This is a genomic window from Pseudooceanicola batsensis HTCC2597 (genome assembly GCF_000152725.1).
GTDB lineage: Bacteria > Pseudomonadota > Alphaproteobacteria > Rhodobacterales > Rhodobacteraceae > Pseudooceanicola > Pseudooceanicola batsensis.
The window spans coordinates 2342797-2360569 of sequence record NZ_CH724131.1; the positions used below are offsets into that span (position 1 = coordinate 2342797).

The 17773-nt window shown below is 66.4% G+C and carries 25 protein-coding genes; 8 read left to right on the plus strand and 17 right to left on the minus strand.

Annotation, left to right across the window (positions count from 1 at the left end; all coding sequences use genetic code 11):
* Nucleotides 1–62: 62 nt before the first annotated feature.
* Both OB2597_RS15240 and OB2597_RS15245 read left to right on the plus strand, forming a co-directional pair.
* Nucleotides 63–764: a fumarylacetoacetate hydrolase family protein gene (locus OB2597_RS15240; protein WP_009806493.1), complete on the plus strand. Its 702-nt coding sequence runs from the start codon at nt 63–65 to the stop codon at nt 762–764.
* 123 nt (nt 765–887) lie between these two features.
* Entirely contained in the window at nt 888–1415 is a 528-nt protein-coding gene (locus tag OB2597_RS15245; RefSeq protein WP_009806494.1) for a TetR/AcrR family transcriptional regulator, read from the plus strand.
* Here the strand turns inward: OB2597_RS15245 and recO are convergent.
* Complete coding sequence (recO, locus tag OB2597_RS15250; protein WP_009806495.1) at nt 1412–2137, minus strand: DNA repair protein RecO; 726 nt, start codon at nt 2135–2137, stop codon at nt 1412–1414. The genes OB2597_RS15245 and recO overlap by 4 nt on opposite strands.
* A 78-nt stretch (nt 2138–2215) precedes the next feature.
* Here recO and OB2597_RS15255 point away from each other — a divergent pair, with 78 nt between their 5' ends.
* Nucleotides 2216–2809 carry a Pr6Pr family membrane protein gene (locus OB2597_RS15255; RefSeq protein ID WP_238529725.1) on the plus strand — a complete coding sequence of 198 codons (594 nt, stop codon included), beginning with the start codon at nt 2216–2218 and terminating at the stop codon, nt 2807–2809.
* Here the strand turns inward: OB2597_RS15255 and OB2597_RS15260 are convergent.
* The 11 genes from OB2597_RS15260 to folK form a co-directional block, all read right to left on the minus strand.
* Entirely contained in the window at nt 2806–3135 is a 330-nt protein-coding gene (locus OB2597_RS15260; RefSeq protein ID WP_009806497.1) for a DUF1491 family protein, read from the minus strand. The genes OB2597_RS15255 and OB2597_RS15260 overlap by 4 nt on opposite strands.
* Nucleotides 3136–3138: 3 nt before the next feature.
* Nucleotides 3139–4044, minus strand: a complete 906-nt coding sequence (gene era, locus OB2597_RS15265; protein WP_009806498.1) for a GTPase Era — start codon at nt 4042–4044, stop codon at nt 3139–3141.
* A gap of 129 nt (nt 4045–4173) precedes the next feature.
* Entirely contained in the window at nt 4174–4974 is an 801-nt protein-coding gene (locus OB2597_RS15270) for an endonuclease/exonuclease/phosphatase family protein (RefSeq protein ID WP_009806499.1), read from the minus strand.
* Nucleotides 4974–5654 (minus strand): ribonuclease III, encoded by a 681-nt coding sequence (gene rnc, locus OB2597_RS15275; RefSeq protein ID WP_009806500.1) that lies wholly within the window; start codon nt 5652–5654, stop codon nt 4974–4976. Before rnc ends, OB2597_RS15270 begins: the two co-directional genes overlap by 1 nt.
* Before the next feature lie 8 nt (nt 5655–5662).
* Nucleotides 5663–6505 (minus strand): signal peptidase I, encoded by an 843-nt coding sequence (gene lepB, locus OB2597_RS15280; protein WP_009806501.1) that lies wholly within the window; start codon nt 6503–6505, stop codon nt 5663–5665.
* A gap of 136 nt (nt 6506–6641) precedes the next feature.
* Complete coding sequence (acpS, locus tag OB2597_RS15285) at nt 6642–7058, minus strand: holo-ACP synthase (protein ID WP_009806502.1); 417 nt, start codon at nt 7056–7058, stop codon at nt 6642–6644.
* Between the two features lie 152 nt (nt 7059–7210).
* Nucleotides 7211–7960 carry a pyridoxine 5'-phosphate synthase gene (locus OB2597_RS15290; protein WP_009806503.1) on the minus strand — a complete coding sequence of 250 codons (750 nt, stop codon included), beginning with the start codon at nt 7958–7960 and terminating at the stop codon, nt 7211–7213.
* Nucleotides 7957–8640 carry a DUF2062 domain-containing protein gene (locus OB2597_RS15295; protein WP_040609389.1) on the minus strand — a complete coding sequence of 228 codons (684 nt, stop codon included), beginning with the start codon at nt 8638–8640 and terminating at the stop codon, nt 7957–7959. Before OB2597_RS15295 ends, OB2597_RS15290 begins: the two co-directional genes overlap by 4 nt.
* The gene (locus OB2597_RS15300; RefSeq protein WP_009806505.1) at nt 8618–10801 is read right to left on the minus strand and encodes a RelA/SpoT family protein; all 2184 of its coding nucleotides are present in this window, start codon (nt 10799–10801) and stop codon (nt 8618–8620) included. The genes OB2597_RS15295 and OB2597_RS15300 overlap by 23 nt, the downstream gene beginning before the upstream one ends.
* A gap of 24 nt (nt 10802–10825) precedes the next feature.
* Nucleotides 10826–11185 carry a DNA-directed RNA polymerase subunit omega gene (gene rpoZ, locus OB2597_RS15305; protein ID WP_009806506.1) on the minus strand — a complete coding sequence of 120 codons (360 nt, stop codon included), beginning with the start codon at nt 11183–11185 and terminating at the stop codon, nt 10826–10828.
* Nucleotides 11186–11237: 52 nt separating this feature from the next.
* On the minus strand, nt 11238–11816 hold the full coding sequence (folK, locus tag OB2597_RS15310; RefSeq protein ID WP_238529726.1) for a 2-amino-4-hydroxy-6-hydroxymethyldihydropteridine diphosphokinase: 579 nt from the start codon (nt 11814–11816) through the stop codon (nt 11238–11240).
* Between the two features lie 135 nt (nt 11817–11951).
* Between folK and OB2597_RS15315 the strand changes: the two genes are divergently transcribed.
* From OB2597_RS15315 to rnhA, 5 genes are all read left to right on the plus strand, one after another.
* Nucleotides 11952–12524 carry a LabA-like NYN domain-containing protein gene (locus OB2597_RS15315; protein ID WP_009806508.1) on the plus strand — a complete coding sequence of 191 codons (573 nt, stop codon included), beginning with the start codon at nt 11952–11954 and terminating at the stop codon, nt 12522–12524.
* 179 nt (nt 12525–12703) lie between these two features.
* A complete protein-coding gene (gene ispH, locus OB2597_RS15320) occupies nt 12704–13654 on the plus strand; it encodes a 4-hydroxy-3-methylbut-2-enyl diphosphate reductase (protein WP_009806509.1) in 951 nt (316 codons plus the stop codon).
* On the plus strand, nt 13651–14118 hold the full coding sequence (locus tag OB2597_RS15325; protein WP_009806510.1) for a DUF3429 domain-containing protein: 468 nt from the start codon (nt 13651–13653) through the stop codon (nt 14116–14118). The genes ispH and OB2597_RS15325 overlap by 4 nt, the downstream gene beginning before the upstream one ends.
* Nucleotides 14115–14702, plus strand: coding sequence for a class I SAM-dependent DNA methyltransferase (locus OB2597_RS15330; RefSeq protein ID WP_009806511.1), 588 nt, complete (start codon nt 14115–14117; stop codon nt 14700–14702). Before OB2597_RS15325 ends, OB2597_RS15330 begins: the two co-directional genes overlap by 4 nt.
* Nucleotides 14695–15144, plus strand: coding sequence for a ribonuclease HI (rnhA, locus tag OB2597_RS15335; RefSeq protein ID WP_009806512.1), 450 nt, complete (start codon nt 14695–14697; stop codon nt 15142–15144). The genes OB2597_RS15330 and rnhA overlap by 8 nt, the downstream gene beginning before the upstream one ends.
* A 12-nt stretch (nt 15145–15156) precedes the next feature.
* On the opposite strand, the gene OB2597_RS15340 is transcribed toward rnhA, so the two are convergent.
* The 5 genes from OB2597_RS15340 to def (OB2597_RS15360) all read right to left on the minus strand — a co-directional run bounded on the left by OB2597_RS15340 (nt 15157) and on the right by def (OB2597_RS15360) (nt 17657).
* Nucleotides 15157–15393 (minus strand): GlsB/YeaQ/YmgE family stress response membrane protein, encoded by a 237-nt coding sequence (locus OB2597_RS15340; RefSeq protein WP_009806513.1) that lies wholly within the window; start codon nt 15391–15393, stop codon nt 15157–15159.
* A 9-nt stretch (nt 15394–15402) separates the two neighbouring features.
* Complete coding sequence (locus tag OB2597_RS15345; RefSeq protein ID WP_009806514.1) at nt 15403–15642, minus strand: hypothetical protein; 240 nt, start codon at nt 15640–15642, stop codon at nt 15403–15405.
* A gap of 9 nt (nt 15643–15651) precedes the next feature.
* Nucleotides 15652–16557, minus strand: a complete 906-nt coding sequence (gene fmt, locus OB2597_RS15350) for a methionyl-tRNA formyltransferase (protein ID WP_009806515.1) — start codon at nt 16555–16557, stop codon at nt 15652–15654.
* 79 nt (nt 16558–16636) lie between these two features.
* Nucleotides 16637–17134: a peptide deformylase gene (gene def / locus OB2597_RS15355; RefSeq protein ID WP_009806516.1), complete on the minus strand. Its 498-nt coding sequence runs from the start codon at nt 17132–17134 to the stop codon at nt 16637–16639.
* Between the two features lie 4 nt (nt 17135–17138).
* The gene (gene def / locus OB2597_RS15360; RefSeq protein ID WP_009806517.1) at nt 17139–17657 is read right to left on the minus strand and encodes a peptide deformylase; all 519 of its coding nucleotides are present in this window, start codon (nt 17655–17657) and stop codon (nt 17139–17141) included.
* Nucleotides 17658–17773: the final 116 nt, after the last annotated feature.

Consider the following 17773-nt stretch of genomic DNA (forward strand, 5'->3'; position numbering starts at 1 on the left):
CCGGCCCTTTACCGCGCCCCCGCGACCGCCGATAACCGGCCCGACCTGCAAGGAGCATCGCGATGAGCCTGTTCGACCTCCCCCCCATCCCCGACGTGCCGGTGAACGGCGAAAACCGCGGCTATCCAGTGCGCCGCATCTTCTGCGTCGGCCGCAACTACGCGGACCACGCGCGCGAGATGGGGCAGGAACCCGACCTTGAGGCGCCGTTCTATTTCACCAAGACGCCGGCGGCCTTGTGCCTGACTGGCGCCACCGTGCCCTACGCCCCGGGCACCTCGGACCTTCACCACGAGATGGAGCTGGTCGTGGCACTCGGCGCCAGCGTCTTCCGCGCCGATCGTGAAGCGGCGGCGAACGCGGTCTACGCCTATGCCTGCGGTCTCGACATGACGCGGCGCGACCGGCAGCAAGATGCCAAGGACAAGCGGCGCCCCTGGGATCTCGGCAAGGATTTCGAAAACGCCGCCGTCATCGCACCCCTCAGCAAGACCGCGACGTTGCCCCCCCTCGGCCCGCAGAGCATCCGCCTGACCGTCAACGGCGATGTCCGGCAGGAAGCGAAGCTCGACCAGCTGCTGCATGACGTGCCGGCCGTCATTGCACATCTCTCGGGCTACTATCACCTGGGCCCCGGCGATCTGATCTATACCGGTACCCCGGCCGGCGTGGGGGCCGTCGAGCAAGGCGATGTTCTGAAAGGCGATATCGACGGCCTCGACCCCATCGAACTGACGATCGGCGCGCCGGAAGGCCCCGCCTGACAGCACGGCGGCGACCCGGCTCAGGGCGCCGGCACCTGGTCAAAAACGCTGCACGCGCAGTCAAATTCCTTCGCGCGCGCAGAAATTCGCTGCGCAGCAGCATGAATGCGCTAGAATAGGGGCATGAGTCGCAAGCAACGCCTTTCCGCCGATGACTGGCTCCATGCCGGGCTGCGGGCCCTTGCCGCTTCAGGGCCCGAGGCCCTGAAGGCAGAGCCGCTGGCGCGCGCGCTCGACACGACCAAGGGGTCTTTCTACTGGCATTTCGAGGACGTACCGCGGTTTAGGCAGGCGCTGCTCAAGTTCTGGCGCGACGTTTCCGGCAAGATGCCGAGCCCCCCCTCCGAGAGATCCGACGCGGTGGCGCAGCTTCATGCCATCATGCGCGACGGGTTCGGCGGCGATTCGGCGACCGAGGCCGCCATGCGCAGCTGGGCCGCGACCGACCCCGCGGCCGCCGAGACGATCGGCGAACTCGATGGCGCCCGACTCGCCCATCTCTCCGCGATTCTCCGCAAGCTGGACGTGACGAACCCCGACATCGCGCTCAGCCTCTATGCCGCCAAGGTCGGCATGGGAAGCCTCGCCCGGGGCACAAGCGACGACGACGCCCTGTCCACCATCGTCGATCTGGTGCTCGCCCTCCGCTAGATCCCGGCGGCGAACCTGTCGACGAAGCGCTGCCGCGCCTCGGGTATCGGCTTCTGCCCGAGTTCCGGCGCCAGGTGTTCGGCAAGGAAATGGCCGGTGACGCGGAACCCCGAGAGGATTTCCTCGTCCGGCGCCTCGCCCTGCCGAAGCAGGCAGGGCGGCAGCGGCAGGAGTCGGTCCGCCCAGTCGCCCGCCCCCGCCGCCGTCACCGCCCGGCCGGTGCGCGGAGAGATGTAGTCCAGCCCCTCCCGCGCGCCCGTGACCGCGCATTCCGTCAGGTCGAGCCCGTATCCGAGGTCTTCCAGCAACGCCAGCTCCCAGTGCAGGTACGCCAGGGGCCAGAGGTCCATCTGCCCCAGAAGGTCCAGCAGTGTCTCGGTCCGTCTGTACAGCGCCTCATGCGCCTCGCGTTCGGGCAGGGCGAAACACAGCAGGGCCGTCACCGCGTTCAGACCCGCCAGCGCCAGGCGGTCGCCGAGGATCTGCGCCGCACGCGAGCGGACCGGCTCGACCGTGAAATGGCCGAGGTGCTCTTCGAGCCGCGCCTTCCAGGAGATGTCCAGCTGCGCGCCCGGTTGCAGGACCGGGGCGAGTTTTCGCGAGGTCGCGCCGCGAACCACCCCCGCGTGGCGCCCGCGCCCCGGCGTGAAGACATCGGCGATGGCGGCAGATTCGCCATGCCGCCGCACCGCCAGAAGGATTCCCTGATCGCGCCACTCCATACCCCCTTATCTGCGCCCTTGCGTGGCCGGGCAAGTTGGCGCAATCCTTGATCCATGTCGCTGTCTCCGACCGTTCGCTTGCTTGCAGCACTGATCGCCGCGATGGCTCTCGCGGCGCTCGCCCTGCAGTTCCTGTCCGTGCAGCGGAACAATGCCGACGATACCCTGTGGGAGACGCTCTGGCGGCTTGGACGGTTCTTCACGATCCTGACGAACGGGCTGGTCGCAGGGACGTTCGCCGTGCTCGCCATCCGGGGCCGCGTCGCCTCGCCCGTCTGGCTGGGTGGTGTGACCCTCTGGATCGGCATAACCGGTGCGGTCTATCACCTGCTTCTGGCCGAGACGGACGGCGAGAAGACCGGCATCGGCTGTTGGGCCAATTTCGGCATCCACACCAGCGTTCCGATCGTCGTCCTGCTCTGGTGGCTGGCCTTCGCGCCGCGGGACAGGCTGAACGTCACCGCGGCACTGGTCTGGATGTCCTGGCCGCTGATCTACGTCTGCTACGCGCTCCTGCGCGGGCAGTTCGACGGCGCCTATCCCTACTTCTTCACCAATCCCGACCGGATCGGCTGGACCGGCGTCCTGACCTGGTCCGCCGCGCTGGCGGGCGCCTTTTTCGTCGCGGGCCTGCTTCAGATCGCGCTCGCCCGGGTGGTACGAAACCGCTAGTCCCGCAGCCCCGGCTCGTCCAGAAGATGTCGGCCCGCCTTGTCCTCGACCTCGATCACCCAGAGATCGGGGTCGAAACTGCGCTGGCGTCCGATGGCCGCATCCACCTCGCGTTCCTCTCCTTCGGAGAGAACCATCCAGTTCCGCGCACCTGTCATGATGTCGAAGCTGCGCTGAAAGGCCCTGGCTTGCCCGTCGAGCGTGGACAGCTTGATCAGCACCGCCCCCGCCGTGTCGTCGCCATGCGCGACGACAAAGGCCGGAATGTCCTGCAACCGCAGCCGCGCGAGATAGGCATCGACCCAGATCCGGGCGGTCAGGCGCATGGCTCAGTTCCCGTCGCGGAAGTCGAGCCCCATTTCCGAATATCGCTCGGCCTCGTCCAGCCAGTTCTGGCGCACCTTCACTTGCAGGAACAGGTGCACGCGCCGCCCGAGAAACTCTTCCAGCTCTTCGCGCGCCGCCTTGCTCACGGCCTTGATCGTCTCGCCCTTGTTGCCGAGCACGATCCCCTTGTGCCCGTCCCGCGCGACATAGATCAGCTGATCGATCCGGGCCGAGCCGTCCTTGCGTTCCTCCCAGCTCTCCGTTTCGACGGTCAGCTGATAGGGCAGTTCCTGATGCAGGCGCAGGGTCAGCTTCTCGCGCGTCATCTCGGCCGCGATCATGCGCAGCGGCAGGTCGGCAATCTGATCCTCGGGATAGAGCCAGGGGCTTTCCGGCATTTCGGCGGCAAGCCATTCCTTCAAATCCTGGACGCCATGACCCTTTTCGGCGGAAATCATGAAGGTCTTCTCGAACGGATAGGCCGCGTTCAGCCTCTCCGTCAGGTCCAGCAACTGCTTCGCCTCGACCCGGTCGATCTTGTTGATCGCCAGCGCGACGCGCCGCCCCTTGGCCATCTGCTGCAACGTCTCGAGGATCTTCTCGACCCCCGGGGTCACGCCCCGGTGCGCCTCGACTAGGAGCACGGTGAGATCGGCATCCGCCACGCCGCTCCAGGCGGCGGCGACCATCGCCCGGTCGAGCCGGCGCCTGGGCTGGAACAGCCCCGGCGTGTCGACGAAGACGATCTGGCTGTCGCCCTCGATGGCGACCCCCCGGATCCGCGCCCGGGTGGTCTGCACCTTGTGCGTGACGATCGACACTTTCGCCCCGACCATGCGATTGGTCAGGGTGGACTTGCCCGCATTGGGCTCTCCGATCAGGGCGACGAATCCGGCGCGGGTGGTCATGGGTTCACCTTGTGATGCATCCCGGCCTCATACTGCACGGCGGCCCCCAGTGCCAGCACCAAGCGACGGCTTTGGCCTAAGGGGCGGACCTTCCCCGGGAACTCTCTTCGGGACCGGGGCGCCGCGCGTTCAGACGGTGTCGAGCACCAGCGGACAGTGGTCAGAAATTTCCGGCGTGCGGATGACGTCGAAGGCGGCGTCCTTCAGCGGCCCATTGACCAGCATGTAGTCCGCCCACCTCTCGGGCTTTTCGTAATGCGAGGTGCGCGTGCCATCGAACCCCCGCTGCGTCACGAGGTTGTAGGGCGCGACCCGGGCCATCACCCGGAAGGTCTCGGAGCCCGGCAGCACGTTGAAATCACCGCAGGCCACCACCGGGTCTCCCGGCTGCAGCACGCTCTGCACCATGGTCGCGAACTTGCGGGCCTGTTCGCCGCGCACCGGCGTGTCCATCTTGCCGTTCGGATCGCGCAGGCCATGCATGTGCCCGACCGTGATTCCGCCCTCGTCCGGGTGCCAGACACGGACGACGTGGGCCGTGCGCGACCTGGGGTGGTCGCCGAAGCCGTCGGGGCTGAAGGCGCCGTGCACGAACCCCTGCGACTGGCCAACGATCATGAGATCGGGATGCAGGAAGGTCGCCAGCCCCCAGAGGCTGGGCACCTCGCGATTGCCCAGCCAGAGGTTCCCGCAGGCGGCCGGACAGAAGCTCATGCCATGATCCGGCAGGGCGCGCGAGACATCGCGCAGCACGTCCGCCCGCTGCGGCAGCACCGTGTCGCCGTCGCGGTAGTCCAGCCAGGCCGACGGACTGCCCGGCGCAAAGACCGTTTCCTGCAGACACAGGATATCCGGCTGCACCTCGGCGATCCAGGCCACCATCTCCTCGAAGAGGCGCCCGCCCCATGCGTTCAAGCTCACGATGCGCATCAGCCTGTCACCTCCCCGAGCAATGCCTTGGCCGCGGCCTGTTCTGCGGCCCGTTTCGACCCCGCGCTCGCCTGCGCGGTCTCTCCCGTGACCAGCCGCGCCTCGATCCGGAACTCGGGCGCGTGGTCCGGCCCCTCGCGCGCGACCTCGATATAGGACGGCGGCGGCAGTCCCCGGCCCTGCGCCCATTCCTGAAGCGCGGTCTTGGCGTCGCGCGCATCGACATCCACCTGCGCCACACGCGCGCCCCAGAGGCGCAGGATCATGTCCCTGGCGGCCGCGAAGCCCCCGTCCAGGTAGACCGCGGCGATGACCGCTTCCATGGCGTCGCCCAGGAGGGCCTGTTTGCGCCGCCCGCCGGAGAGCTGCTCGGACCGCCCCAGTTTGAGAACCGCACCGAGACCCACCTCGCGCGCGACATCGGCGCAGGCTTCCTTGCGCACCAGGGCGTTGAAACGCGGCGCCAGCTGCCCTTCGCTGGCCGCCCGGTCCGAGGCCAGCAGCGCCTCGGCCATGACCAGGCCGAGAACCCGGTCCCCCAGAAACTCCAACCGCTGGTTGTCGTCCCGCGTCGGCGAAGACACCGACGAATGGGTCACCGACTGCACCAGCAGCTCGGGTCGCCGGAAGTCATGCCCGATGCGCGAGGAAAATGCCTGAAGGTCCGCCGAAAGCTTCAATACGCCCCTCAATCGATGGATTTGAAATACCGGTCGCCGCGCCAGGTCCAGAAAAAGAGCATCGACCGTCCGCCGGACGAGAACATGATCCGGTCGGCCCGGCCGATCAGGTTCTCGTAGGCTACGAAGCCCACGCCGAAGGAGGTCTGCGCCACCCGACTGTCGGTCGAGTTGTCGCGATTGTCTCCCACGAAGAAATATTCGCCCTCGGGCACGGTGAAGATCTTGGTGTCGTCCAGATCGAGCCCGTCGCGGATATTCAGCATCGAATGCTGCACGCCGTTCGGCAGAGTCTCGATCTGGCGCTGTTTCGCGCACGAGCCGCCCTCTCCGACGGGATCGTTGGAGCAGCGGGGATAGCGCCCCTCGGGGCCCTGCGGTTCCTTGACCTCGGTGAAGGTGCCGCCATCCTCGACGGTCACCGCCTCGCCGTTGAGGTGGAGAATGCCGTCCTTCATCTGCACCGTGTCGCCGGGCAGCCCCACCACCCGCTTGATATAGTCCTGATGCGTCACCGGGTGCCGGAAGACGACCACGTCGCCGCGCTCCGGCTCGCTGCCCAGAACGCGGGTGTTGTCGCCATCGAGAAAGCCGCAGATGTCGGCCGCGTCGATATCGACGCCGAACCGGGCCAGCTTGATGTTCGGGCAGGAGGCATGGGAGTAGCCGTAGGCCATCTTGTTGACGAAGAGGAAATCGCCGACCAGCAGCGTATCCTTCATCGATGAAGAGGGGATCCAGAACGGCTGGAAAAAGAGCGTGCGGAAGATGCCCGCAATGACCAGCGCCCAGAAGATCGTCTTGATGGTTTCCCAGACCGCTCCCAGGAAGCTCTGGTTGTCGTCAGCCATTGCGGATGTCCTTCTGCTCGGCGCTCCGACGGTACATGCGGCCCCATCCACGGGGTGTCAAGTTTGCAGCCGGCGGGTCGGCGGCAGTTCACGAATTGGAGCGCGGGGCCGCCGGTCCCGTGGGGCCACACAGTCGTCAATCAGGCGACGCGCCTGCCACCGGCAGGGCCTCGATCACCACGAAGGCCTGTGCCCAGGGGTGGTCGTCGGTCAGCGTGACATGGATGATCGCCTCGTGTCCCGGCGGGGTCATCGCGGCGAGCCGCTCGGCGGCCCAGCCCGTGACATGCATGATAGGCTGCCCGGTGCGCAGGTTGCTGACGGCCATGTCCTTCCAGGCGATGCCCATGCGCAACCCGGTGCCGAGCGCCTTGGAACAGGCCTCCTTGGCAGCCCATCTCTTGGCATAGGTCCCGGCGACATCGGCCCGACGCTCGGCCTTGCGCTGCTCGGTCTCGGTGAAGACGCGGTTGCGGAACCGATCGCCGAACCGGTCGAGCGTGCCCTGGATCCGGTCGATATTCGCCAGATCGGTACCAATTCCAAGGATCATGCGGGGCGGCCCGTTTCCGTTGAGATCTTCCCCTCACTACCTGCTTTCCGCCGCCTTGTCAGCGGCTTGCCATCCGGTGACGCCACCGCCTGTCAATGGTCAGACAGTCCGCTTCCCTCGGCCTCCGGCGCCCCGCCGCGGAACACGTGGGATCACGCAGCGCGCGCGTCGTCCATCAGGCGCCGCATCTCGCGGATGGCCGGATCGAGCCCCCGGAAGATCGCCTCGCCGACCAGGAAATGGCCGATGTTCAGCTCCCGCACCTCGGGCAGGGCCGCGACGGGCTGCACCGTGTCATAGGTCAGCCCGTGTCCTGCGTGGACCTCGAGCCCGAGCGAATGCGCGAATGTCGCCATCTCGGTCAGCCGCGCCAGCTCCGCGTCGCGTTCCTCGAACCGTTCCTCGGCATGGGCATCGCAATAGGCGCCGGTGTGAAGCTCGATCACCTGCGCGCCGATCCTGTGCGCGGCCTCGATCTGCTTGCTGTCCGCCGCGATGAATATCGAGACGCGGCACCCTGCCTCGCGCAGCGGCGCGATAAAATGTGCCAGCCTGTTCTCTTCGCGCGCGACCTCCAGCCCGCCCTCGGTCGTCCGCTCTTCGCGCCGCTCCGGCACGATGCAGACGGCATGTGGCCGGTGCCGCAGCGCGATGGCCTGCATCTCGTCCGTGGCCGCCATCTCGAAGTTGAGCGGCAGGGACAGGGTCGCCATCAGCCCCTCGATATCCGCGTCCGAGATATGCCGCCGGTCTTCGCGCAGATGCGCGGTGATGCCGTCGGCCCCGGCCTCCTGGGCCAGTTTCGCCGCGCGGAGGGGGTCCGGATAGGCTCCGCCGCGGGCGTTCCGGACCGTAGCGACATGGTCGATGTTCACCCCGAGCCGCAGCGCTGGTTCGCTCATATCTTCCTCTCCCGCGATTTGCCCTCTCCGTTCCCGTTCTTCATCCTCTTGGCATCCGCCTTCGCCCTCATCGCAGCCAGCTTGGTCTTCAGCGCGCCGCGCCGGCGTGCCTGGTAGGCGCGGATCAAGGGGACCGAGACATAGTACCCCACGATCCCGCCGATGAGTCCGGGGATAATGCCACCGATCATGTAGGGGTAGAAGATGTCGTGGTAGAACACACCGAGCGCCGTCCAATCGGCGTCCTGGTTCGTAAAGAGCGCGATCACGTTGTCCCTGAGGTCCTCGGCCGCGAGGATGAACTTCTTGACGAAGTTCTCGCCGTCGCCATGCGAGCCGAGAGGACGCCCCAGAAGGAAATAGCCGGTCTGGACCGAGATCAGCCCGATCGGCACGTAGGTCAGGGGATTGCCGACGAAGGTCGCCAGCAGCGCGGCCAGGATGTTCCCCCGGGTGATGGTCGCCAGGATCGCCGCCGTGAGGAAATGCAGACCGTAGAACGGCGTGAAGATCGTGACGATGCCGGCAAAGATGCCCCGGGCGATCTTCTCGGGCGTGTCGGGAAGCCGCCGCATGCGGTGCTTGACATAGTGGAAGGCCCGACCCCAGCCGCCACGCGGCCAGAAGAATTCGACAGCCATTTGCCAGAGAGGACGTCTATCCCGACGTTTGAAGACCAACGGTCTCTCCCATCTCTGCCGGAGGAGCCACGGGAGGCCGGGCCGCCGACGGGTTGCGATACCGCGACAGGGCCGCCACATCGGACTCGGCCTCCAGCGCCGAGGTCACGTTGTGCAGATGCTCTGCGTCGCGCAATTCCACATCAACAAGAACGCGGTAGAAATCTGGTTTCTTGTCAACGAACTTGAGGTCCGAGATATTGGCCTTCTGCTCGCCGATCAATGTGCAAATTCGCCCCAGGACACCGGCATCGTTGCCCAGCGTCACGGCGAAGGTCACCGGGTTGACGGCGGCATGCTTGCCGGCGTGCCAGTGCAGATCGAGCCAGCGGTCCGGCTGATCCTCGTAGTCGCCCAGAACCGGACAGTCGATCGCGTGCACGACCACGCCCCGCCCCTTCCAGGTGATCCCGACGATGCGCTCCCCGGGAAGTGGCTGGCAACAGGGCGCGCGCTCGAACTTCTGACCCGGGGACAGGCCGATCACGGCGCGGTCCTGGCCGATCCCCTCGCCATCGTCCGGCACGAGTTTCGGATAGAGCACCTGAACCACCTGGCTCGCCCTCAGTTCGGCCGAGCCGAGCCGCGCCAGCAGCTCGTCCCGTCCGATCAGCCGCAGTTTTTCGGCAGCCTTGTCCAGCGCCTTGTCGGTCGCCTTCTTGCCGATGTGCTCGAAGGCCGACCGGGCAAGTTCCGCCCCCAGCCGGATAAAGCGTTCGCGGTCGACCTCGCGCAGGGCCCGGCGGATCGCGGTCTTGGCCTTGCCGGTGGTCGCGATGTCCAGCCAGGTCGCCTGCGGCTCCTGCCCCTCGGCGGTGATGATCTCGACCGACTGCCCGTTCTTGATCCGGGTCCAAAGCGGCACACGCATCCCGTCGATCTTGGCACCGACACAGGCCGAGCCGATGCGGGTGTGAATCGCATAGGCGAAATCGATCGGCGTGGCGCCCTTGGGCAGCTTGACCACGTCGCCCTTGGGCGTGAAGCAGAAGACCTTGTCCGAATACATCTCGAGCTTCACCGCCTCGAGGAAATCCTCGTGATCGTCCTCGCTCCCGAATTGCTCCGAAAGCGACGCGATCCAGCGGGCGGGATCGACCGCAAAGGGGTTTTCCGCCGGCACGCCATCCCGATAGGACCAGTGCGCCGCGACGCCCGACTCGGCCACCTCGTTCATTTCGCGGGTGCGGATCTGCACCTCCACCCGCTTGCCGTCGCGACCCGATACCGTTGTGTGGATCGACCGGTAGCCGTTCGATTTCGGCTGCGAGATGTAGTCCTTGAACCGGCCGGGAATGGACCGCCACCGCCGGTGGATCACCCCCAGCACCCGGTAACAGTGATCCTCGGATGCGGTGATGATGCGAAAGCCATAGATGTCAGACAGACGGGAAAAGCTCTGCTCTTTCTCCTCCATCTTGCGCCATATGGAATAGGGGCGCTTCGCCCGGCCGCTGACTTCGGCAACGAGATCCGCCTTTTCCAGTTCGGTCTTCATGTCGCCGGTGATGCGCTGGATCACGTCCCCGGCTTCCTGCTGAAGCACCACGTACCGGCGCATGATCGAATTCCGCGCGTCGGGATTGAGCACCTTGAAGGCCAGGTCCTCGAGTTCTTCCCGCATCCATTGCATCCCCATGCGCCCCGCGAGGGGCGCGAAGATGTCCATCGTCTCGCGCGCCTTCTGGACCTGCTTCTCCTGGCGCATCGACTTGATCGTGCGCATGTTGTGAAGCCGGTCGGCCAGCTTGACCAGAAGCACGCGCAAGTCGCGCGACATGGCCATGAAGAGCTTGCGGAAGTTTTCGGCCTGCCGGGTCTCGGTCGAGGTCAGCTGCAGGTTGGTCAGCTTGGTCACGCCGTTGACCAGGTCGGCGATCTCGGGTCCGAAGCGGTCGCTGACGATCTGATACGAGGCCTTGGTATCCTCGATCGTGTCGTGCAGCAGCGCGGTCACGATCGTAGCGTCATCCAGATGCTGTTCGGCCAGGATGCAGGCGACTTCCAGCGGATGGGAAAAGTAGGGCTCTCCGGATTTGCGGAACTGCCCCTCGTGCATGTCGCGCCCGAAGTCATAGGCGTCACGGATGAGCGCTTCGTTCGTCCGTGGATTATAGGCGCGAACCAGCGTGACCAGATGATCGGCAGGCTTCAGGTCCACTTGGTCGCGCCTTTCCGGTCATCTTCAGCCCTGGCCGCCCTGCGCCTCCATGAGCGCGCGCAGCAGCTTTTCTTCGCTCATGTCGTCTTCGGCGGGCTTGTCGGCGGTTTCCGACCCCATCAGAAGCGCCATGCTGTCCTCTTCCGGCTCGTCGACCTCGATCTGGTTCTGGTTCGCCTCGATCAGACGTTCCCGAAGTTCATCGGCCGACTGGGTCTCGTCCGCGATCTCGCGCAGGCTGACCACCGGGTTCTTGTCGTTGTCGCGGTCCACCGTGATCTGGGCTCCGGCCGAGATCTCACGCGCGCGATGTGCGGCGAGCATCACCAGCTCGAAACGGTTCGGGACTTTGTCAACGCAATCTTCAACGGTCACACGGGCCATGGGGCACTCCGGATAGGGCGGGGGTGAGTGGGCTACATACGCGCCGCGTCCCTTATTGACAAGCCGGATCTGGGAGGGGAACCACCGATCCGCGTGCCTCTCCGGTCAATTCTGCGTGCATTTCCGCTACCGTCAGCCCGGTGACGGGGTGCCGCCAGTCCGGCGCGATGTCCATCAGCGGAACCAGAACGAAGGCGCGGTCCTGCAAACGCGGGTGTGGCAAAATCAGGGAGGCAGGAGATTCGGTACTCTGCCTCGCCTGTGGCAGGGTCTGCCAGTGACGCCATGTCGCGACATCCGGCACCACGTAGGCGCCGGCGGCAATCAGATCGAGATCCAGCGTGCGCGGCCCCCACCTGACGCGCCGCTCGCGCCCGTGCGAACGCTCAACGTCATGCAATAACGAAAGTATTTCCTCCGGCGGGCGATCGTCCTCGAGAGCAAAAGCCCCGTTCACGAAGTCGGGGCCGGAGCCAGGCGGAAAGGCGGGCGAGCGGAACAGACGCGAAACGGCGACGATTCGGACGGTTCGGCGACCGACCTCCGCAATCGCAGATTGCATGTTTTCGCCGACGCTCGCCCCGTCCATCGGCAGGTTTCCACCGATCGCCACAAGGTACCTGTGCGTCATATGCCACATTTCCTATTCTTTTGGACAGGTTCAACTTCTTGATACATAATCCGTTTGAGCCTATTGTCGCAGCACATTGCGCCCAATGCATTTAACTCACTCACGGACCCGGGCGCAAATTTCGAAAGGTATTGGATGTTCTACAAAGACGAACGGCTGGCGCTGTTCATCGACGGGTCAAACCTTTACGCCGCCGCGAAGGCTCTGGGCTTTGACATTGACTACAAGTTGCTGCGGCAGGAGTTCATGCGGCGGGGAAAATTGCTGCGCGCTTTCTACTACACGGCACTTCTAGAAAACGATGAATACTCGCCCATAAGGCCCTTGGTGGACTGGTTGCATTACAACGGTTTTACCATGGTGACCAAGCCAGCCAAGGAATACACCGACAGCCAGGGCCGTCGCAAGGTCAAGGGCAACATGGACATCGAACTGACGGTCGATGCCATGGAGCTCGCGCCGCGCGTCGATCACATCGTCCTCTTCTCCGGCGACGGCGATTTCCGCCCGCTCGTGGAAAGTCTGCAACGTCAGGGGGTCCGGGTCTCCGTCGTGTCGACGATCCGCAGCCAGCCGCCGATGATCGCCGACGAACTGCGCCGCCAGGCCGACAACTTCATCGAGCTCGACGACCTGCGCGATGTCATCGGTCGCCCCCCGCGCGAAACGCAGAACGAGCGTGAACGGGAAACGGCCTCGAACGGCTGACGCCTGCCTCGCCCCCTGTCGAAGCCGGCCGCTGCGCCGGTCCGACCGGGGGCGATCAGCTCTCTCCGGGCGCGACTGTCCGGCCCAAAGAGCTGCGCCCGACCAACCGAAAACTCTTTCCGCCGACCAACTGGACGCGCCGGCCCGCAGGTCTTAGGTCTGGCGGGAAGGAGACCGCGATGACCCAGCCGCCCCTCACCCTCTACCTCGCCGCGCCGCGCGGCTTCTGCGCCGGCGTCGATCGTGCGATCAAGATCGTCGAGATGGCGCTGCAGAAATGGGGCGCGCCGGTCTACGTGCGCCACGAGATCGTCCACAACAAGTTCGTGGTCGATGCGCTGCGCGACCAGGGCGCCGTCTTTGTCGAGGAACTCGACGAATGCCCCGGCGACCGGCCGGTCATCTTCTCGGCCCACGGCGTCCCCAAGGCCGTGCCCGCCGAGGCCGCGCGCCGCGAGATGGTGTACGTCGACGCCACGTGCCCGCTGGTCTCGAAGGTACATATCGAGGCCGAACGGCACCATGAGAACGGCCTGCAGATCGTGATGATCGGCCATGCGGGCCACCCCGAGACCATCGGCACCATGGGGCAGCTTCCGGCAGGCGAGGTCCTGCTGGTCGAGACCGAGGCGGATGTCGCCACCCTCGAGGTGCGCGATCCCGACCGTCTCGCCTTCGTCACCCAGACGACCCTGTCGGTCGATGACACCAAGGGGATCGTCGCCACGCTTCAGGACCGCTTCCCCGCCATCATCGGCCCGCACAAGGAAGACATCTGCTACGCCACGACGAACCGGCAGGCCGCCGTCAAGGCGATGGCCGGCAGGATCGACGCCATGCTGGTGGTCGGCGCGCCCAATTCCTCGAACTCCCGCCGCCTTGTCGAAGTCGCCGCCAATAACGGCTGCAGCTATGCGCAGCTTGTCCAGCGCGCCACTGACATCGACTGGCGCGCGCTGGAGGGCATCAGCGCCATCGGCATCACCGCGGGCGCCTCGGCCCCCGAGGTTCTCGTGAACGAGGTGATCGACGCCCTGCGCGCCCGTTACGATGTCACCGTCGAAGAGGTCGAAACCGCGCAGGAGAACGTCGAGTTCAAGGTCCCCCGCGTGCTGCGGGAACCCGCGTGATCCGGCAGATCCCCCGCGCGCCCCTGTTGCTCGGCCTCGCGGGGCTGCTGCCCTTCGTCGCCGGCGCGATCGTCAGCCTCGGCGACACATCCCCTGTGGGGTTCCTCGCGACCGCGGATCACCCTCTGGTCAGCCTGCAGAACGGGCCGGCGCTTCTCATCGCCTACGGCACGGTAATCCTGTCGTTCATGTCGGGCGTCCTCTGGGGCTTTGCCACCCGCAGCGAGATGCCGCTCTATTACGTCCTCTCGGTCGTCCCGGCACTCTGGGCTTTCTTCAACACGGGAACCGAGCTTCAGCAGCTCCTGAAACTGATGGTCGGTTTTCTTCTGCTCGGTCTGATCGAACAGCTCTACCTTCGGGCCAGGCTCGCTCCGGAGTGGTGGCAGCCGCTGCGGACCATGCTGACGATCGGCGTTCTCGTCTGCCTCTACTGCGGCACCTTCGCCGCGCGCGTCGGATGAGCGACGCGCGAACGATCGCCGCCTATGACGGCAGGGCCGGCGACTATGCCGCGATGACCGCCGACATCGGCGAGGTGACAGCCCTGCGCAGCTTCATTGCCGCGCTGCCCTCCGGCGCGCGAGTTCTCGATCTGGGGTGCGGGCCGGGTCACGCCGCCGCCGGCATGGCCGAAGCCGGGCTGTCGCCCGATCCCGTCGACGCCTCTGCCGAGATGGTCGCCCTCGCCCGCGCGCGGGGCCTGCCCGCCCGCCAGGCGCGGTTCGGGGACATTACCGCCCGGGACCGCTACGATGGCATCTGGGCCAACTTCTCGCTCCTCCACGCGCCACGGGCAACGTTTCCCGGCCACCTCGCCCGGCTGCACCGCGCGCTCCGGCCACGGGGGCTGCTGCACCTCGGCATGAAGACCGGAGAGGGCGAGGCCCGCGACACGCTCGGCCGTTTCTATACCTACTATCGGCCCGAAGAGTTGCTGGGCCATCTCGCCCACGCGGGGTTCACGGTCACGGGCTGCGCCGAAGGCAAGGGAAAAGGTCTTGCGGGGACGGTCGATCCGTGGTGTCTCGTCACCGCCCATGCCTGACTATTTCGCCTATACCGACGGAGCCTGCTCCGGCAATCCCGGCCCCGGAGGCTGGGGCGTCCTGCTTCAGGCGAAGGACGGGGAAACCGTGCTGAAAGAGCGCGACCTCAAGGGCGGCGAAGCGGCAACCACCAACAACCGGATGGAACTGCTCGCCGCGATCAATGCGCTCGAGGCGCTTGGGCGGTCCACGGCCATCACCATCGTCACCGACAGCGCCTATGTGAAGAACGGCGTGACCGGCTGGATCCACGGCTGGAAGCGCAACGGCTGGAAGACCGCGGCGAAAAAGCCGGTCAAGAACGCCGACCTCTGGCAGCGCCTCGACGAGGCGCAGGCCCGCCACGATGTCACCTGGCAATGGGTCAAGGGCCACGCCGGCCACCCCGAGAACGAGCGCGCCGACGAACTGGCCCGCGCCGGCATGGCCCCGTTCAAATAACGGCGGCGCGGCCTATTTCGGCCCGTAGGTCTGCCACAGCCAGATCAGCAGCAGCGCGCCCAGAACGGCCCCCACCAGCCCGGCCAGAAGCCCCATAACCGAAAGCAGGGCCCGCAGCACCAGCCCGCCGATCAGCGCCCCGCCCATGCCGATCGCGATGGTGGCCGGGACCGAGGCCTCGATCCGCATCATGCGCGTCGCCAGGAATCCCGCCGCAGCGCCCACGATCAGTAGCCAGATGACATTCATCGCCGCCTCCTATTTCCGCCTGTACCGGGTCGGCACGATCAGCAGCGCACCGAGCGAGGCCAGGATAGCATCGACCCCCGGCGACACCAGCCGGAGGCCGAACATCAGCCCGACGAAATAGAACAGGAAAGCCCCGCCGACGCAGATCACGACCGATGGCACATAACCGTTCCGGGTGAACCCCGTCCGTTCGGAAACATATCCGACGATGCCGGCAATCACGACCGTCCCGATGAGAGTGGGAAACATCTCCGCCTCCTAGAACCGCGCGCCCCTGGCGACCGGCCGCCCGCGCAGGAATTCCTGCGCATCCTGCGCCCCCTTGCCCGCCCGCTGCAAGCGCAGAAGCTGCACCGCGCCCTCTCCGCAGGCCACGGTCAATTCGTCATCCAGCACCTCGCCGGGGTCGCCCGACCCTCGGCCCGGTCGCGAGCGGAGAATCTTGAGCCGCTCCCCCTCGAGTTCGCTCCAGGCCCCGGGAAACGGCGACAATCCCCGGATCTGCCGGTCCGTTTCGGTGGCCGGCCGGGTCCAGTCGATCCGCGCCTCCGCCTTGTCGATCTTGTCGGCATAGGTCACGCCCTCTTCGGGTTGAGGCTGCGGCGTCAGGTTGTCCAGCCGGTCGAGCGCGGTCACGATAAGCCGCGCGCCGAGCGCCGAAAGCCGGTCGTGAAGTTCCCCGGTCGTCTCCTCGGGCCCGATCGGGAGCGCCTCGCGCAGCAGCACCGGCCCGGTATCCAGCCCGGCCTCCATCTGCATGATGCAGACGCCCGTTTCCGCGTCGCCGGCCATGATCGCCCGGTGGATCGGCGCCGCCCCGCGCCAGCGCGGCAGAAGCGAGGCATGAATGTTCACGCAGCCGTGCCGGGGCGCGTCGAGGATCGCCTGCGGCAGGATGAGCCCGTAGGCCACCACCACCGCCACGTCCGCCTCGAGCGCGGCGAAATCCGCCTGCGCCTCGGCCCCCTTCAACGACACCGGATGCCGCACGTCGAGCCCCATCTCCAGCGCCCGCGCATGCACCGGCGTCGGCCGGTCCCTCTTGCCGCGCCCCGCTGGCCGCGGCGGCTGGCAGTAGACCCGCACGATCTCGTGCCCCGCCGCCACCAGCGCCTCGAGCACCGGTACCGAGAACTCCGGCGTTCCCATGAAGATCACGCGCATCCCGCCCCACCTTTCATCCTAGACCCTGTTACCCCGGAACGCCCGCGGACCTGCCCGCTCACCTGCTCAAACCCGCCCCTCACGGCCCGGCCTTGCGCGCCCGGCGCAGCAGCATGTCGCGCTTCACCTTGCTCAGCCGGTCGAAATACATCCGCCCCGCGAGGTGGTCGATCTGGTGCTGCACCGAGGTCGCCCAGAGGCCGACGAAGTCCCGCTCCTCCACCGCGCCCTCGGCGTTTAGGAACCGCACCGTGACCGCCCGGGGCCGCGTGATCCTGGCCGAGACGCCCGGAAGGCAGGGCGAGGCCTCTTCGTGATCCCGCGGTTCCACGCTGGCGTGCAGCACCTCGGGATTGGCCATCCGCACCGCCTGCCCCCGCTCGCCCGAGGCATCCACGACGGCAAGACGCTGCATCACCCCGATCTGGACCGCCGCAAGCCCCACGCCGGGCATCGCCTCCATCGTGTCGATCATGTCGGCCCAGGTCGCACGCACGGCATCCGTCACATCCACGACATCCGCGGCGGCGGCCCGCAGCCGCCGATCGGGCCAGCGCAGGATCGGCCGCACCGCCACGCGCTCAGGCCCTCGCCCGCTCGCGTTTCAGCTTCTGCATCTTGCGCGTGATCATCTGCCGCTTGATGGGGCTGATGTAGTCGATGAAGAGCTTGCCGTTCAGGTGGTCGATCTCGTGCTGGACGCAGGTCGCCCAGAGCCCGTCGAAACTTTCCTCCTGCAGGACCCCGTCGCGATCCAGCCATTCCACCGTCACCTCGGCGGGCCGCTCCACTTCGGCATACTGATCGGGAATCGACAGGCATCCCTCTTCGTACACCGACTTTTCGTCGGACGAGGCGACAACCCGCGGATTGAACATCACCAGGGGTCGGGGGGGAAGCGTCTCCTCTTTCACGCAATCGAGAACGATCAGACGTGCCATCAGACCGATCTGCGGACCGGCCAGCCCGATGCCCGGCGCGTCGTACATGGTCTCCAGCATGTCGTCCGCCGTCGTCCGCAGTTCGTCGGTGATATCTGCGACCGGCTCGGCGACCTTCTTCAGGCGCGGATCCGGGTGGATGAGTATGGGTCTGATCATGCGCCTGATTTAAGCGAAGCCTTTGCGTGGCGCAATCTCCTGCCGGGCTGTCAATTTTTGCACAATCGGCCATGGCCTGCTCCGGCTTGCTCTTCGCCGCTCAATCGCTAGCCTCG

Coding starts and splice junctions, on each gene's coding strand:
- lepB (WP_009806501.1), bottom strand. CDS start 6,505: ATGGCTGACGACAACCAGAGCTTCCTGGGAGCGGTCTGGGAAACCATC.
- fmt (WP_009806515.1), bottom strand. CDS start 16,557: ATGCGCGTGATCTTCATGGGAACGCCGGAGTTCTCGGTACCGGTGCTC.
- OB2597_RS15270 (WP_009806499.1), bottom strand. CDS start 4,974: ATGCGCATCGTGAGCTTGAACGCATGGGGCGGGCGCCTCTTCGAGGAG.
- folK (WP_238529726.1), bottom strand. CDS start 11,816: ATGACGCACAGGTACCTTGTGGCGATCGGTGGAAACCTGCCGATGGAC.
- OB2597_RS15290 (WP_009806503.1), bottom strand. CDS start 7,960: ATGAGCGAACCAGCGCTGCGGCTCGGGGTGAACATCGACCATGTCGCT.
- OB2597_RS15345 (WP_009806514.1), bottom strand. CDS start 15,642: ATGTTTCCCACTCTCATCGGGACGGTCGTGATTGCCGGCATCGTCGGA.
- OB2597_RS15330 (WP_009806511.1), top strand. CDS start 14,115: ATGAGCGACGCGCGAACGATCGCCGCCTATGACGGCAGGGCCGGCGAC.
- OB2597_RS15240 (WP_009806493.1), top strand. CDS start 63: ATGAGCCTGTTCGACCTCCCCCCCATCCCCGACGTGCCGGTGAACGGC.
- OB2597_RS15340 (WP_009806513.1), bottom strand. CDS start 15,393: ATGAATGTCATCTGGCTACTGATCGTGGGCGCTGCGGCGGGATTCCTG.
- rnhA (WP_009806512.1), top strand. CDS start 14,695: ATGCCTGACTATTTCGCCTATACCGACGGAGCCTGCTCCGGCAATCCC.
- era (WP_009806498.1), bottom strand. CDS start 4,044: ATGACCACCCGCGCCGGATTCGTCGCCCTGATCGGAGAGCCCAATGCG.
- def (WP_009806517.1), bottom strand. CDS start 17,657: ATGATCAGACCCATACTCATCCACCCGGATCCGCGCCTGAAGAAGGTC.
- rpoZ (WP_009806506.1), bottom strand. CDS start 11,185: ATGGCCCGTGTGACCGTTGAAGATTGCGTTGACAAAGTCCCGAACCGT.
- OB2597_RS15245 (WP_009806494.1), top strand. CDS start 888: ATGAGTCGCAAGCAACGCCTTTCCGCCGATGACTGGCTCCATGCCGGG.
- recO (WP_009806495.1), bottom strand. CDS start 2,137: ATGGAGTGGCGCGATCAGGGAATCCTTCTGGCGGTGCGGCGGCATGGC.
- acpS (WP_009806502.1), bottom strand. CDS start 7,058: ATGATCCTTGGAATTGGTACCGATCTGGCGAATATCGACCGGATCCAG.
- OB2597_RS15315 (WP_009806508.1), top strand. CDS start 11,952: ATGTTCTACAAAGACGAACGGCTGGCGCTGTTCATCGACGGGTCAAAC.
- OB2597_RS15260 (WP_009806497.1), bottom strand. CDS start 3,135: ATGCGCCTGACCGCCCGGATCTGGGTCGATGCCTATCTCGCGCGGCTG.
- ispH (WP_009806509.1), top strand. CDS start 12,704: ATGACCCAGCCGCCCCTCACCCTCTACCTCGCCGCGCCGCGCGGCTTC.